This window comes from Sphingomonas sp. PP-CC-3A-396 (assembly GCF_004343105.1).
Lineage (GTDB): Bacteria > Pseudomonadota > Alphaproteobacteria > Sphingomonadales > Sphingomonadaceae > Sphingomonas.
On record NZ_SLYF01000007.1, the window covers coordinates 113,200 to 126,507 of the forward strand.

Genomic DNA, 13,308 nt, shown 5'->3' on the forward strand with positions numbered 1-13,308 from the left:
GGCAGCCCGCTTGGGCTGACGGAGGGGTGGCCCGCTACCGAGAGCGCGATACCCCTCCGTCTGGCAAGCGCCAGCCACCTCCCCCGCTGGGGGAGGATCAGTTGGGTGACAGGGTGAGTTCGCTTGGAGCCGATCCCAGCGGAACGGTGTAGCCGCCGCGTTCGATCTTCGCTCCCGTTACGGTGTACGGGCGGCCAGCCTTCGTTGTCGTTTCTACGAACACACGCGCGGTCGGATTGATCTTAGTCGCCGCATCGAGCGTCAGCGTGACCGCCCCCGTCGCCGGGATATACGTCGCGCGCGCGATCTTTCCCGCCTCCAGCGTGATCCACAATCCGGCGGGGGCGATGAACAGGCGCGTGCGGGCGCCGTCCTTCGGGGTGATGCTCACTGCCCCAGCCGCCTGGTTCACATTGCCGCCGAACCCGAGCCAGCCATAGGTCGGATCGTTCACCAGATAGCTCGCGGCGGTGATCGCGTGGCCGTAGAAGCCCATGCCGTAGTCGCCGCTATACGGGTCCCACCGCATCATGTCGGGCGCGGAGTGGAACGCGGCCGACGAGAAGCCGTCGCGGTCGATGTTGGTGATGCCGCCCATCATGCCGCCGTACGCGATCCGCAACAGCCGAAGGTCGCTCGGGTCGGCGCGGTAGGCGTCGAACAGCGGGACGGCGTTGAGCGTCGAGCCGTAATGGTGGAGCTGGCGTTCGATCCGCGGGTATTTGCCGCCGTAGAGGAAATCCCAATAGCGCCGCGCATTGCCGTTATAGCCCCAGCTCGGGATCGTCGGGTCGTAGGCGAGGATCACTTTCCGCGTCACGTCGGCCTGCGGCTGGTAACCGAAATAGCGCATCCAGGCGTAGACCTCGGGCTGGCCGGTCGAATCCCAGGCCATCTCGCTGCCGAATGGATAGCGTAGCGTGCGCCAGTGATCGGCGCGCTGCTTCATCAGGCGCTCCATCTCGGTCGCTTCGGCGGTCAGCCCTTCGCGCTTCAGGTCCTTGAGGATGTCGACGAACACGTCGCCCTCCATCAGCCCGAACTGCGTGTAATAGGGCGCGTCACGCATCATCGCGGTGGTGGTCTGGAACGCGTGGTCGAGATACCAGCGCCACGGATGCGCGGTGACGAGACCGGGGTGGTTGCGCGCCACGCGGTACAGCACCCAGTGGCCGATCGCGACGTGCGGGTAATTGTACGCGCGGCCGAGATCGCTCGCGTCCTTCTTCGACCACGACGTCCAGGTCTTCCAGTCGACGGTCGGATCGTAATAGCCGGGATGCGCGGCGGGGTCGTAATAGAACAGGCTCTTCCGCACCGCGCCGGCGTGCGGCCCGTCGGGGACTTGCAGGTCGCCCTGAATCGTCTCGTCGACGAGGCGTTGCAGCTTGATGATCTCGGCGGGGTCGGGGTTGTCGAGCTGCTTTGATATGGCCGCGACCCAGCTGCCTGCGCCACCTTCGTCGCTCATGCCCGAGATCCAGACGCGCGGGTCCTGCGTGACGATCTTGCCGGCTTCGCGGTCGTAGGTGAGGATCGCGGGGTTGCGCCCGAACGGATCGGCCTTGTTCTCGTACCATTGCTTGGTGGTCGAGAAGCGGCCGAGGTCGGCCATCGTCTGGTCGAGCGGCTTGGTGATGTAATAGCTGACCGTCTGGACGCTTCCGTCGGCATAGGTGATCGCGAGGCTCGCGCGGCCCCAGCCTTTGCTGCGGACGGTGTAGCGGGCCCAGCCTTTCGCGCTGGCGGCCGGCGTTGCGGTGAGCGCACCAGCAGGGAAGCTCTCGACCTTGGCGACGGGTAGAGGCGTCCTGAGGAACAGCGAGGCGTCCTGGTCGGTCGGGACGACGTAGCCGGGGATGCCGACCGCGACCGGGCGGTGGTTGGCGACGAGCGTGTCCTCAATGGCCGCGATAGACGGCGCCGTGACGAAGCGGACGCCGATCGTGCGGGTGGCGCCGGGGGCGAGCGTGAAGCTGGTCGGGACGTTCCATTGCTCGCCGGCCTTCGCCCATTCCTTCTCGGCAAAGGCTTTGCTGGCGACGGTCCAGTCGTAGAAGCCTTCGGAGGTCTGGCCGCGCTTGCTGCGGTCGGTGAAGATGTCGCCCGCGGGCGCCTTGGCGGCTTCGAGGATCGGGTGATAGGCTTCGAGCGGCGTGCCCTTTTCGGGGAGGACGAGCAGCGCGGGGCCGGCGCCGTTGAGCCGGGTGACCTGGAGGTAGCCGGCGTCGCGGCCGATATACGGATCGACGAAGCTCGCCTGCGCATGCGCCTGTTCGAGGCTGCGATCGGTGATGATGTTGTCGAACACCATCGGCAGCCCAAGCGCGCCGATCTCGATGGGGGCGGTCGTCGTGTTGGTCAGCGTGAAGCGGAGCGCAAGGACGCCGTGGTCGTCGATCCAGCGGCGCTCGACGCGTAACGGGCTGGCGGCGCCGAGCGAGGCGGTGATGTCGGCGGCGGCGAGCGTCGCGCCGGTCGCGGGCAGGCGGCGGATCGCCTTGCGATGCTGCGCGGAGGCGTAGTCGGTCCAGGCGCCGCCTGATTGCCGCACGCGGAGGTGGACGTCGCCGATATGGACATAGCCGTCGGCGGCTCGCTCGGCCTCGCGCGCGCCGGGGACGAAGTCGAAACCGGGCTCGGCGGCGGGCGATAGGCGAGCGAGCGTCTGCGTGTCGGTGCGGAGCGCGAGTCGGAAGGCGGGGGTGCGAAGCGCGGTCTGCGCGATCGGGCGGTAGCTTGGCTTGGCGGTCTTGGCAGGCTTAGGTTCCGCATACCCGGGCAGCGTCGCGGTGCCGAGCAGGAGGAGCGCGAGGACGGGGCGGAATGCGGTCATGGATGGCTCGCTCGGGCTCGACGGTGGGTGCGAAATGGCGCTTGCACCACTTCTCTGGAAGTATAGTATACGATATCCGAACGGAGATAAAGATGTTCCCAAACCGCCGAGATGTATTGATGGGGACGACGGCGGTGGCGCTGTTGTCGGTGGGCGAACAGGCGTTTGGCAAGGGGGCGGCAACACTGCCGGCTAGTGCGAAACCCTTGCCATTGTCGGCGGTGCGCTTGCTCCCATCCGCCTATGCGACAGCCGTCGAGGTCAATCGCGCGTATCTGCTGCGGTTGAGCGCGGATCGGTTGCTGCACAATTTCATGGTCTACGCTGGGCTGCCGGCGAAGGCGCCGCTCTATGGCGGGTGGGAGAGCGACACGATCGCCGGCCATACGCTTGGTCATTACCTGACCGCGCTGGTGCTGATGCACGCACAGACCGGCGACGCCGAGTGCCGTACCCGCGCGGATTATATCGTTGCCGAACTTGCGCGGGCGCAGGCTAAGCGCGGCACCGGTTATGTCGGCGCGCTGGGGCGCAAGCGGAAGGACGGGACGATCGTCGACGGCGAGGAAATCTTCCCCGAGGTGATGCGCGGCGAGATCAAGTCGGGCGGGTTCGATCTCAACGGCTCGTGGTCGCCGCTATATACGGTGCACAAGGTGTTCGCGGGGCTGCTCGACGTGCATGCCGCGTGGGGCAACACGCAGGCGCTGACCGTGGCGACCGGGTTGGCGACCTATTTCGCGAAGGTGTTCGCGGCGCTCGACGATGCGCAGATGCAGACGCTGCTCGGGTGCGAATATGGTGGGCTGAACGAGAGCTATGCCGAGCTGTCCGCGCGCACCGGGAACAAGCAATGGCTCGACGTGGCGGAGCGGCTGTACGACCGCAAGATGCTCGATCCGATGGTCGCGGGCGAGGACAAGCTGGCGAACTTCCACGCCAATACGCAGGTGCCGAAACTGATCGGGCTCGCGCGGATCCACGAACTGAACGGCAAGCCGGCGCCCGCGAACGCCGCGCGGTTCTTCTGGAACACCGTCACGCAGCATCACAGCTATGTGATCGGCGGCAATGCCGACCGCGAGTATTTCTCCGGCCCCGACAGCATCGCCAACCACATCACCGAGCAGACCTGCGAGCATTGCAACAGCTACAACATGCTGAAGCTGACGCAGCAGCTCTATGGCTGGGCACCGGACGGCGCGATGTTCGACTATTACGAGCGCGCGCATCTGAACCACATCATGGCAGCGCAGAATCCGAAGAACGCCGGCTTCACCTATATGACGCCGTTGATGACGGGCACAGCGCGCGAGTATTCGACGCCGAAGGACGACGCGTTCTGGTGCTGCGTCGGCACAGGGATGGAAAGCCATGCCAAGCACGGCGAGGCGATCTTCTGGGAGGGCGACGGCACGCTGCTGGTCAATCTCTACATTCCGGCGGAGGCGCGGTGGCAGGCGCGCGGTGCGGTGCTGACGCTCGACACGCGCTATCCATTCGAGCCGGAATCGCGGTTGACGCTAACGAAGCTGGCAAGGCCGGGGCGGTTTCCGATCGCGTTGCGGGTGCCGGGCTGGGCGAACGGGCGCGCGACGGTGACGGTCAACGGTGCCGCAGTCGAGCCCGTGCTGGCGAAGGGCTATGCGATCGTCGAGCGCAAATGGAAGGCGGGCGATGTCGTCGCGATCAGCGTGCCGCTCGACCTGCGGCTGGAGAATGCACCAGGCGACGTCGATACGGTCGCAGTGCTGCGCGGGCCGATGGTCATGGCCGCCGATCTCGGGCCGACCGAGGCGAAATGGGAGCAGGCCGATCCGGCGATGGTGGGCGCGGATCTGCTCGCCGCGTTTACGCCGACGGCTGGCGCGGGCTATGCGACGAAGGGGATCATCCGGCCCGCCGACCTCAACTTCGTGCCGTTCTACAGCCAGTATGATCGACGCAGCGCGGTGTATTTCAAGCGCTTCAGCGAGACCGCGTGGAAGACCGAGGAGGCGGCGTTCCTGACCGAGCAGGCGCGGCTGAAGGATCTCGCTGCGCGGTCGGTCGACGTGATGCACCTCGGCGAGATGCAGCCCGAGCGCGATCATGCGCTGACGTCGGACATCTCGTATCCGGTCAGCTATCGCGGGCGGAACGGGCGCGATGCGCGGTCGGGTGGATATTTCGAGTTCGCGATGAAGACGCGGCCGGGGGCGCTGGTGGTGCAGGCGACCTATTGGGGCGACGAGCGCGCGCGCGATTTCGACATCCTCGTGGACAACGTGAAGGTCGCCACGCAGCATCTCGAGGCGGACCAGCCGGGCAAGTTCTTCGATGTCGAGTATCCGCTGCCGATCGAGCTGACCAAGGGTAAGACGAACGTGAAGATCCGCTTCGTGCCGCATGACCGGTCGTCGGCCGGGCCGGTGTTCGGGGTACGAATGGTCGCTGCCAAGCCGGGCGCAACCGCATGAGCGAAGACGTACCAATGACGCTCGACGAGGTGCGAGGGCTTGCGCGAAAAGTCCTGCTGGGGGCTGGCCTGTCGCGCGCGCATGCGGAGGCGGTGGCGGAGACGATGGTCGCGGGGGAGCGTGACGGCTGCGCGAGCCACGGCATCTACCGGCTGCTGGTCGCGGCGAACAGCATCGCCAAGGGTGTCGTTGCGGTCGATGCCGAGCCGGTCGTGAGCGAGCCGGCGCGCGCGCTCGTGCGTGTCGATGGCGGCGGCGGGTTTGCGCAACTCGCGTTTGAGCGGGGCCGGCAACGGTTGGCGGAGAAGGCGCGCGCGTACGGGATCGCCGCGATGGCGCTGAACAACGTGGTGCATTTCGCGGCGTTGTGGCCGGAGGTCGAGGCGCTGGCGGAGGACGGGCTGGTCGCGCTCGCAGTCACGCCGAGTCATGCCTGGGTCGCGCCGGCGGGGGGCACCGAACCCGTGTTCGGGACCAACCCGATTGCGTTCGGCTGGCCGCGACCGGGTGGGCATCCGTTTGTGTTCGACTTCGCGACGAGCGCGGTCGCGCGCGGTGAGATCGAACTGCATCGGCGCGCCGGGAAGGCCGTGCCCGACGACTGGGGCTATGATGCGGATGGCCAGCCGACCACCGAAGCCGCAGCGGTGCTGAACGGTGCGATGCGAACGTTTGGCGGGCACAAGGGCTCGGCGTTGGCGGCCATGGTCGAGCTGCTCGCCGGGCCGCTGATCGGCGACATGACCAGCCGGGAATCGCTGGAGGCCGACGCCGCGCGTGGTGGGTCGCCGATCGGGGGTGAACTGATCATCGCGATCGATCCGGTCGGGTTCCTCGGCGATGCGGTCGCCGAGCACCTCGCCCGCGCGGAGGCGATGTTCGCGGCGATCGAGGGCCAGGGTGCCCGCCTGCCCTCGCAACGGCGGTACGCGGCGCGGGCGCGCAGTCTGACCGAGGGTGTGGTGATACCCGCAGCCCTGTACCGCGACATAATGGCGCTGGTTCCAGGAGAATGACGATGAAGGCTTTGATCCTGTTGCTCGCGCTGGGCTCGACTGCGCTGGGGGCAATGCCTCCAAAAACTCCGAAATCGGCCGTGGCGACGTCGGCGGATGCGCGGTTCAAGGCGCTCTACACGGCGGAATATGCGTGGCGGCAACTCCAGTTCGCGCAGGGCGAGGACAATCCGACCGCAGCGCCGCGCCTCCCCGATGTCGGCCCCAAGGCGCAGGCAGAGCGCCTCGCGCGCTGGACCGACGTGTCGCAGCAACTCGCGGCGATCGCGCCAGCCAGCCTGTCGCCCGCCAACCGCATCAACTACGCGGTCTATGCGCAGCAGATCGACGCCTTGCTCGCCGAGCAACGCTTTCGCGATTACGAGAAGCCGCTGACCGCGGATACGAGCTTCTGGGGCGATGTCGCGGAGAGCGCGCGCGGCAATTTCAAGTCGGTGAAGGACTATCGCGACTATATCGCGGTGATGCGTCAGATCCCGCGCTATTTCGACCAGCAGACCGGCACCATGCGCGCCGGGCTAGCGCGCGGGTTCACGCCAGCGCGGGTGACTCTGACGGGGCGCGACAACGGCGTCGCGCAGGTTGCCGAAGCTAAGACGCCGCAGGAGTCGCCGTTCTACGAGCCGTTCAAGACCTTTCCGTCGACGATCCCCGCCGCCGATCAGGCTGCGCTTAGGGCCGAGGGAACTGCGGCGATCTCGCAGGCGGTGGTGCCGGCCTATGCTACGCTGCTGAAGTTCCTGCGCACCGAGTATATCCCGCATGCGCGCGAAGGGCTGGCGGCGTACGACCTGCCCGACGGCAAGGCGTATTACCTGTCGAAGGTCCGCGAATACACCACGCAGGATATCACGCCCGAGCAGATCCACGCGCTCGGGCTCGCCGAGATCGCGAAGATCCGTGGCCGGATGGACGGCGTGATGCGCAGCGTGAAGTTCCAGGGCGATCTGCAGGCGTTCTTCAACCACCTGCGGACCGATCCGCAATTCTATCCCAAGACGCCGAACGACCTGCTGTACCGCGCCGCGTGGATCGCCAAGACGTTCGACGGCAAGGCGTCGTCATGGTTCGGGCATCTGCCGCGCAGCCGGTTCGCGATCAAGCCCGTGCCCGCCGACATCGCGCCGTTCTACACCGGCGGGCGCGGCGGGCCGGGCATCTATCTGGTCAACACCTACGACCTGCCGTCGCGACCCTTCTATTCGCAGGTTGCGCTGACGCTGCATGAAAGTGCGCCCGGCCACGCGTTCCAGATGCCGCTCGCGTCCGAGAACAAGACCCTGCCGGCGTTCCGGCGCGACACGTATCTGTCCGTCTACGGCGAGGGCTGGGCGTTGTATTGCGAGACGCTCGGCGAGGATATGGGGATGTACGAGACGCCGTACGATCTGTTCGGGATGCTGAGCTATCAGGCGTGGCGCGCGGCGCGGCTGGTGGTCGATACCGGCATCCATGCCAAGGGCTGGAGCCGGAAGCAGGCGCAGGACTATCTGCACGACAATACCGCGCTGTCGAACCACGAGATCGAGACCGAGGTCGATCGCTACATCGCGTGGCCGGGGCAGGCGCTGTCCTATTACATGGGGCAGATCGCGTTCCAGACCGCGCGGAAGAAGGCGCAGGACAAGCTCGGCGCGAAGTTCAACATCCGCGCGTTCCACGATGCAATGCTGGAGATGGGATCGGTGCCGGTGCCGGTGATCGAGGCGCGTACGGATGAGCTGATCGCGGCGGGTGGCAAGGGGCCGTATCCCGACGAGGAGTGAGTGCGGGCTCCCCATCGTCCCCGCGCTGTCACCCCCCGTCATCCCAGCGAAAGCTGGGATCCAGAGCCACGAACGCTGGCTTGCGTGGCTCTGGATCCTGGGTCGAGCCCAGGATGACGGAGAGCGGGGTATCCTGCGTCAGCCGAACGGGCGGTCGATCGAGGGTTGCGGTTCTGTGAACCAGGCGCCGCCGGTGTCGGTAACGTGGAAATGATCCTCCAGGCGGATGCCGAAGCGGTCGGGGACGACGATCATCGGCTCGTTCGAGAAACACATCCCCGGAGCCAGCGGCGTGCGGTCGCCGCGAACGAGATAGGCGGGTTCGTGGATCGACAGGCCGATGCCGTGGCCGGTGCGGTGCGGCAGGCCGGGGAGGCGGTAGTCGGGGCCGAGCCCGGCCTTTTCCAGCACGACGCGGGCGGCGGCGTCGATCGCCTCGCACGGCACGCCCGGCTGGACTGCGGCGAACGCAGCGGCTTGCGCCTCGTGTTCGATGTCCCAGATCGCCCGCGCCTCGTCGCCAACGTTGCCGAACGCGTAGGTCCGCGTGATGTCGGAATGATAGCCTTCGACCTGGCAGCCGGTGTCGATCAGCACGAGCTGGTTCTCTTCCAGCAGCTGGTCGCCGGGCAGGCCATGCGGGAACGCCGTCGCGCGGCCGAACTGGACGGCGCAGAAATACGAGCCCGACGAGCCAATTGCGCGGTGCGCGTCGTCGATGAAGCGGATCACCGCGCTGGCGGCGATGCCGGGCTGGAGGATGCGCGCGGCGCGGCGCTGGATGTCGAGCGTCATCGCCTTGGCTTGGCGTAGCAGCGCGAGCTCGGCAGGGCTCTTGATCATCCGGCAGGCGTCGATCACCGCCGCGCCGTCGGCGACGTCTAGCCGCGTGGCAGCGAGCGCGCTCGCCATGCCATAGGGCAGTTGCGGGTCTAGTAGCAGGCGACCGCTTACGGCATCGGCGACCAGCGCGTACGGGCTCTCGTCCTCTTCCCAGAGGCGGAGGTCGGCGACGATCTCGACCGCGGCCTCAAGCGAGCCTTGTTCGAAGCGTGGACAGATCAGGATCGGCGGGCCCTTCACCGGCAGCAGCAGCGCCACCAGCCGCTCGGTCGCACCCCAAGGGATACCCGCGAAATACCGCAAGCTCGCACCCGCAGCGATCAGTAGCGCATCGGCGCCCGCCGCCTCGGTCAGTACGCGCGCCTTGTCGAGACGCGCGGTACGCTCCGCCGACGTGATGCGCGGCGCGCGGTCTGCCCAAGGAGCGATGGTCGCGAGTTCGTCGGCTATCGAAGATCCGCCGATGGTCATGCGTGAGGTCCTTTTCTACCGAAACGGTCGAGGTCGAATGGCGCGAGCGGCACCGCCGGAGTCTCGCCCGCGAGCATCGCCGCGACGAGCATCGCCGTCACCGGCGCGAGCGTCAGCCCGAGATGTTGATGGCCAAACGCATAAGCGAGATTTGCGTGGTGCGTCGAGCGGCCGATCGCGGGGAGATAGTCGGGCAGCGTCGGCCTGGCCCCCATCCAGCGCGTGAACGGCCCCTCGATCGGCAGGCCGAGCGATCGGACGTGATGCTCCAGCCGGTCCCATTTGCGCGGATCGGGCGGACCGTCGGGATCGCCGAGTTCGACGAAGCTCGCCGCCTGAACGCAGTCGGCATAGCGCGTGACGATCATCGAGCGATCCTCGAACACGACCGGCGGCAGGTCGGCGGGCCAGCCGTCGGCGCGTGCGCGGATATGATAGCCGCGCTCGGCGATCATCGGCACGCGGTAGCCGAGCGGTTCGAGCAACGCGCGAGACCGGACGCCGGCGGTCACCAGAACGCGATCGAACTCATGCCCCGCGATGGCGATCCGGTCGCCGTCTTCCACCAACTGTGCGGCTTGGCGAACGATCCGACCGCCCCGCGCCTCGACCGCGGCTTCGAGCGTCGTCGCGAGCCGGCGCAGGTCGGCGATCTGTCCGCTGCCCAAGAAGCGGATCGCGCCGCCGACCGGATCGGCGAGGAAGCCGAGTCGGTCCAGCAAGGCGGGCTCGGCCTCCGCGATTTGCGCTGTTCCGATCGCGGCGCGCGACCAATGGTCGCGGCCGGCGCGTGCAGTTTCGGGTGCATCCCAGACGACGATATGACCGTCCTCGCGGAGCAGGTCGCGCGCGCCGAGCGTGCCGACCAGATCGCGCCACGCGGGCATCGCGCCGGCGAGCAGCGGCGTCAGAGCCGCGGTGCCCGCCGCGAACTTCGCCGGGGTCGACGCCGCGATCAGCCGTGCGGCGAACGGCAACCAGCGCGCCGCCATCGACACCGGCAGTCCCAGCGCGCCGCCGGCGCTGAACAGACGCTTCGGCACAGAGCGCACCGCAGCGGGTGAGGCGAGCGGCTCGACCTGTTCGACCGCGATGTGCCCGGCATTGCCCCAGGATGCGGCGTTGTAATCGGCATCGCGTTCGAACACACTCACGCCATACCCGCGATCGCGTAGCGCGACGGCGCAACACAGTCCGACCACGCCGCCTCCCACGATACCGATCGTTTTCAATCCAATCTCCTGTTGCACCACACTTAACGATTTCGTATACGGTATATATCTTGAAATGCAGGAAGGTCGATACCGAATGTCTGTCGAATGGAAGGGCGTATTTCCGGCCGTAACGACGCAGATCCGTGAGGACATGAGCGTCGATCTCGCCGACACCCAGCGCGTCGTCGACGACCTGATCCGTGACGGTGTGACCGGGGTGATCGCACTCGGCACGGTCGGCGAGAATAACTCGTTCGACTATGATGAAAAGGTCGAAGTGCTGACCGCGATCGTCGAGGCGGTCGCTGGCCGCGTGCCGGTCATCACCGGCGTCTCGGAATACGACACGCGGCGCGCGGTGCGCTATGCACAGGCCGCCGAAAAGGCCGGCGCGGACGGCCTGATGCTGCTGCCGCCGATGGTCTATGTGCCGAAGCCGCATGAACTGGTGGCGCATTTCAAGGGTGTGGCCGAGCAGGTCGGCCTGCCGATCATGCTCTATAACAATCCGCCCGCGTACCGGACGCTGATCGACAACGATGTGCTCGCCGCGCTGGTCGACGTCGCGAACATCGTCGCGGTCAAGGAATCGGCCCCGGATACGCGGCGTTTCACTGACGTGAAGACTGCGTTCGGCGACCGCTACGTGCTGTTCGCCGGGCTCGATGACGTCGCGCTCGAGGGGCTGTATCTGGGCGCGCAGGGCTGGGTCTCCGGCCTTACCAACGCGTTCCCGCGGGAATCGGTCGAGCTGGTCAACGCGTTCGCGCGCGGCGATCATGCCAAGGCGATGGAGATCTACCGCTGGTTCATGCCGCTGCTTCATCTCGATGCCGAGCATGACCTGGTCCAGTCGATCAAGCTGGCCGAGCAGGTCATGGGGCGCGGCTCCGAGCGCGTCCTGCCGCCACGCTATCCGCTGATCGGCGAACGCCGTGCCGAGGTGATCGCGATGGTCGAGAAGGCGGCGGCGACGCGCCCGACGCTCTCGAACTGATGCGCCACACCTTCTTCTGCATCGACGGCCACACTGCCGGCAATCCGGTCCGCCTCGTCGCGGGCGGGGCGCCGTTGCTCAAGGGCGCGTCGATGTCGGAGCGGCGGCAGGATTTCATGACCCGGTTCGACTGGATCCGTACCGGACTCTGCTTCGAGCCGCGCGGGCACGACATGATGTCGGGCGGGTTCCTCTATCCGCCGACGCGCGACGATACCGACATCGGCATCCTGTTCATCGAGACGAGCGGGTGCCTGCCGATGTGCGGGCATGGCACGATCGGGATGGTGACGTTCGGGCTCGAACACGGGCTGATCCAGTCGGCCGTACCGGGCCGGCTGCGGATCGAGGTGCCCGCGGGGGTGATCGACGTGGCGTACGAGACCGAGGGCGCGAAAGTGACTTCGGTGCGGATCACCAACGTGCCGGCATATGTCGCGGCGCGCGGGATCGCGGTGGACATCGAGGGGATCGGTCCGCTGAGCATCGACGTCGCCTATGGCGGCAATTACTACGCGATCGTCGAGCCGCAGGGGCGCTATACCGGGCTCGACGACCTCGGCGCGACGGAGATCATCGCGCTCAGTGGTCGCGTTCGCGAGGCGGTGCGGGCACAGTTCGAGCCGGTCCATCCGCTCGACCCCACGATCCGCGGCGTAAGCCATGTGCTGTGGGCCGATGTGCCACGCGGAGACGGCGCCGATGGCCGCAACGCGGTATTCTACGGCGACAAGGCGATCGACCGTAGTCCATGCGGCACCGGCACGTCGGCACGGCTCGCGCATCTGGCGGACAAGGGCCGCTTGGCGGTCGGCGACCGGTTCGTCCACGAAAGCTATATCGGCAGCCGCTTCATCGGCTGCGTCGAGGCGGAAACGTCGCTCGGTGATACCCCCGCGATCATCCCGTCGATCGAGGGATCGGCGATCGCGACCGGGTTCAACACGATCTGGATCGATCGCGACGATCGTTTCTGGAACGGTTTCCAAGTTTCATGACATTTCGGCTATGCTGGTGCGGTCTTCCCGTTTTCGGAGCCGTCCATCCATGAGCATCGTCGTCCGCACCCTGTCCGAGCAGGTGTTCGAGATCGTCCGCGAGCAGATCGTCACCGGCAAGCTCGCCGGCCATACCGCGATCCGCCAGGATGCGCTGGCGACAGAACTCGGCGTCAGCAAAATCCCGTTGCGCGAGGCGCTGGCGCGGCTGGAGCAAGAGGGCCTGCTGACCAGCCACGCTAACCGCGGCTATTCGGTCCAGCCGATGTCGGCGGACGAGGCGGACGATATCTTCGCGCTGCGCCTCAGCATCGAGCCGCAGGCCGCCGCCTATGCATCGACCGTCGCGAACGACGATGACCGTGCCGTTGCGATCCTCGCATTCGAGGAACTCGACAGCGCGGCGAGCGAGCGGCTCGCCGAGGTCGCGATCCGCAACCGCGTTTTCCACACCGCCTTGGTCCGGCCGGGTCGGCGCCTGCTGACTACGCAGATGGTCGAGCGGCTGGCGATCCTCGCCGAGCGCTACGTCGTCGCACATCTTCGACCGGCTGGGCGCGAGGACCGCGCGCATCTGGAACACCGCCAGCTGCTCGATGCATGGCTCGCACGCGACGACGATCGCATGCTGACGCTGCTGACCAGCCATATTCAATCGACGCTGACCGATCTGCGCGCGCAGTTCGACACGGCCCGAGACTAGAGATC

Annotated in this window: 9 protein-coding genes; 6 read left to right on the top strand and 3 right to left on the bottom strand. The window is 67.0% G+C overall.

The window, feature by feature from the left end:
• Positions 1-97: 97 nt before the first annotated feature.
• Complete coding sequence (locus C8J40_RS14585) at positions 98-2,836, bottom strand: DUF5695 domain-containing protein (protein ID WP_132897637.1); 2,739 nt, start codon at positions 2,834-2,836, stop codon at positions 98-100.
• A gap of 92 nt (positions 2,837-2,928) precedes the next feature.
• Between C8J40_RS14585 and C8J40_RS14590 the strand changes: the two genes are divergently transcribed.
• Genes C8J40_RS14590 through C8J40_RS14600 form a run of 3 tightly spaced genes read left to right on the top strand, consistent with a single transcriptional unit; the run spans position 2,929 to position 8,077 of the window.
• On the top strand, positions 2,929-5,295 hold the full coding sequence (locus tag C8J40_RS14590) for a glycoside hydrolase family 127 protein (RefSeq protein ID WP_132897638.1): 2,367 nt from the start codon (positions 2,929-2,931) through the stop codon (positions 5,293-5,295).
• On the top strand, positions 5,292-6,311 hold the full coding sequence (locus tag C8J40_RS14595) for an Ldh family oxidoreductase (RefSeq protein ID WP_132897639.1): 1,020 nt from the start codon (positions 5,292-5,294) through the stop codon (positions 6,309-6,311). Before C8J40_RS14590 ends, C8J40_RS14595 begins: the two co-directional genes overlap by 4 nt.
• A 2-nt stretch (positions 6,312-6,313) precedes the next feature.
• Positions 6,314-8,077, top strand: coding sequence for a DUF885 family protein (locus C8J40_RS14600; protein ID WP_347812475.1), 1,764 nt, complete (start codon positions 6,314-6,316; stop codon positions 8,075-8,077).
• Positions 8,078-8,215: 138 nt separating this feature from the next.
• On the opposite strand, the gene C8J40_RS14605 is transcribed toward C8J40_RS14600, so the two are convergent.
• Positions 8,216-9,391, bottom strand: coding sequence for a Xaa-Pro peptidase family protein (locus C8J40_RS14605; protein WP_132897641.1), 1,176 nt, complete (start codon positions 9,389-9,391; stop codon positions 8,216-8,218).
• The gene (locus C8J40_RS14610) at positions 9,388-10,623 is read right to left on the bottom strand and encodes an FAD-binding oxidoreductase (protein ID WP_243693406.1); all 1,236 of its coding nucleotides are present in this window, start codon (positions 10,621-10,623) and stop codon (positions 9,388-9,390) included. Before C8J40_RS14610 ends, C8J40_RS14605 begins: the two co-directional genes overlap by 4 nt.
• Before the next feature lie 76 nt (positions 10,624-10,699).
• Between C8J40_RS14610 and C8J40_RS14615 the strand changes: the two genes are divergently transcribed.
• The 3 genes from C8J40_RS14615 to C8J40_RS14625 are packed head-to-tail and all read left to right on the top strand — an operon-like array spanning position 10,700 to position 13,303.
• Complete coding sequence (locus tag C8J40_RS14615; RefSeq protein ID WP_132897643.1) at positions 10,700-11,602, top strand: dihydrodipicolinate synthase family protein; 903 nt, start codon at positions 10,700-10,702, stop codon at positions 11,600-11,602.
• Entirely contained in the window at positions 11,602-12,600 is a 999-nt protein-coding gene (locus C8J40_RS14620; RefSeq protein WP_132897644.1) for a 4-hydroxyproline epimerase, read from the top strand. The genes C8J40_RS14615 and C8J40_RS14620 overlap by 1 nt, the downstream gene beginning before the upstream one ends.
• 49 nt (positions 12,601-12,649) lie before the next feature.
• The gene (locus tag C8J40_RS14625; RefSeq protein ID WP_132897645.1) at positions 12,650-13,303 is read left to right on the top strand and encodes a GntR family transcriptional regulator; all 654 of its coding nucleotides are present in this window, start codon (positions 12,650-12,652) and stop codon (positions 13,301-13,303) included.
• The last annotated feature ends 5 nt before the right edge of the window (positions 13,304-13,308 follow it).

Coding starts and splice junctions, on each gene's coding strand:
- C8J40_RS14585 (WP_132897637.1), bottom strand. CDS start 2,836: ATGACCGCATTCCGCCCCGTCCTCGCGCTCCTCCTGCTCGGCACCGCG.
- C8J40_RS14590 (WP_132897638.1), top strand. CDS start 2,929: ATGTTCCCAAACCGCCGAGATGTATTGATGGGGACGACGGCGGTGGCG.
- C8J40_RS14595 (WP_132897639.1), top strand. CDS start 5,292: ATGAGCGAAGACGTACCAATGACGCTCGACGAGGTGCGAGGGCTTGCG.
- C8J40_RS14600 (WP_347812475.1), top strand. CDS start 6,314: ATGAAGGCTTTGATCCTGTTGCTCGCGCTGGGCTCGACTGCGCTGGGG.
- C8J40_RS14605 (WP_132897641.1), bottom strand. CDS start 9,391: ATGACCATCGGCGGATCTTCGATAGCCGACGAACTCGCGACCATCGCT.
- C8J40_RS14615 (WP_132897643.1), top strand. CDS start 10,700: ATGTCTGTCGAATGGAAGGGCGTATTTCCGGCCGTAACGACGCAGATC.
- C8J40_RS14620 (WP_132897644.1), top strand. CDS start 11,602: ATGCGCCACACCTTCTTCTGCATCGACGGCCACACTGCCGGCAATCCG.
- C8J40_RS14625 (WP_132897645.1), top strand. CDS start 12,650: ATGAGCATCGTCGTCCGCACCCTGTCCGAGCAGGTGTTCGAGATCGTC.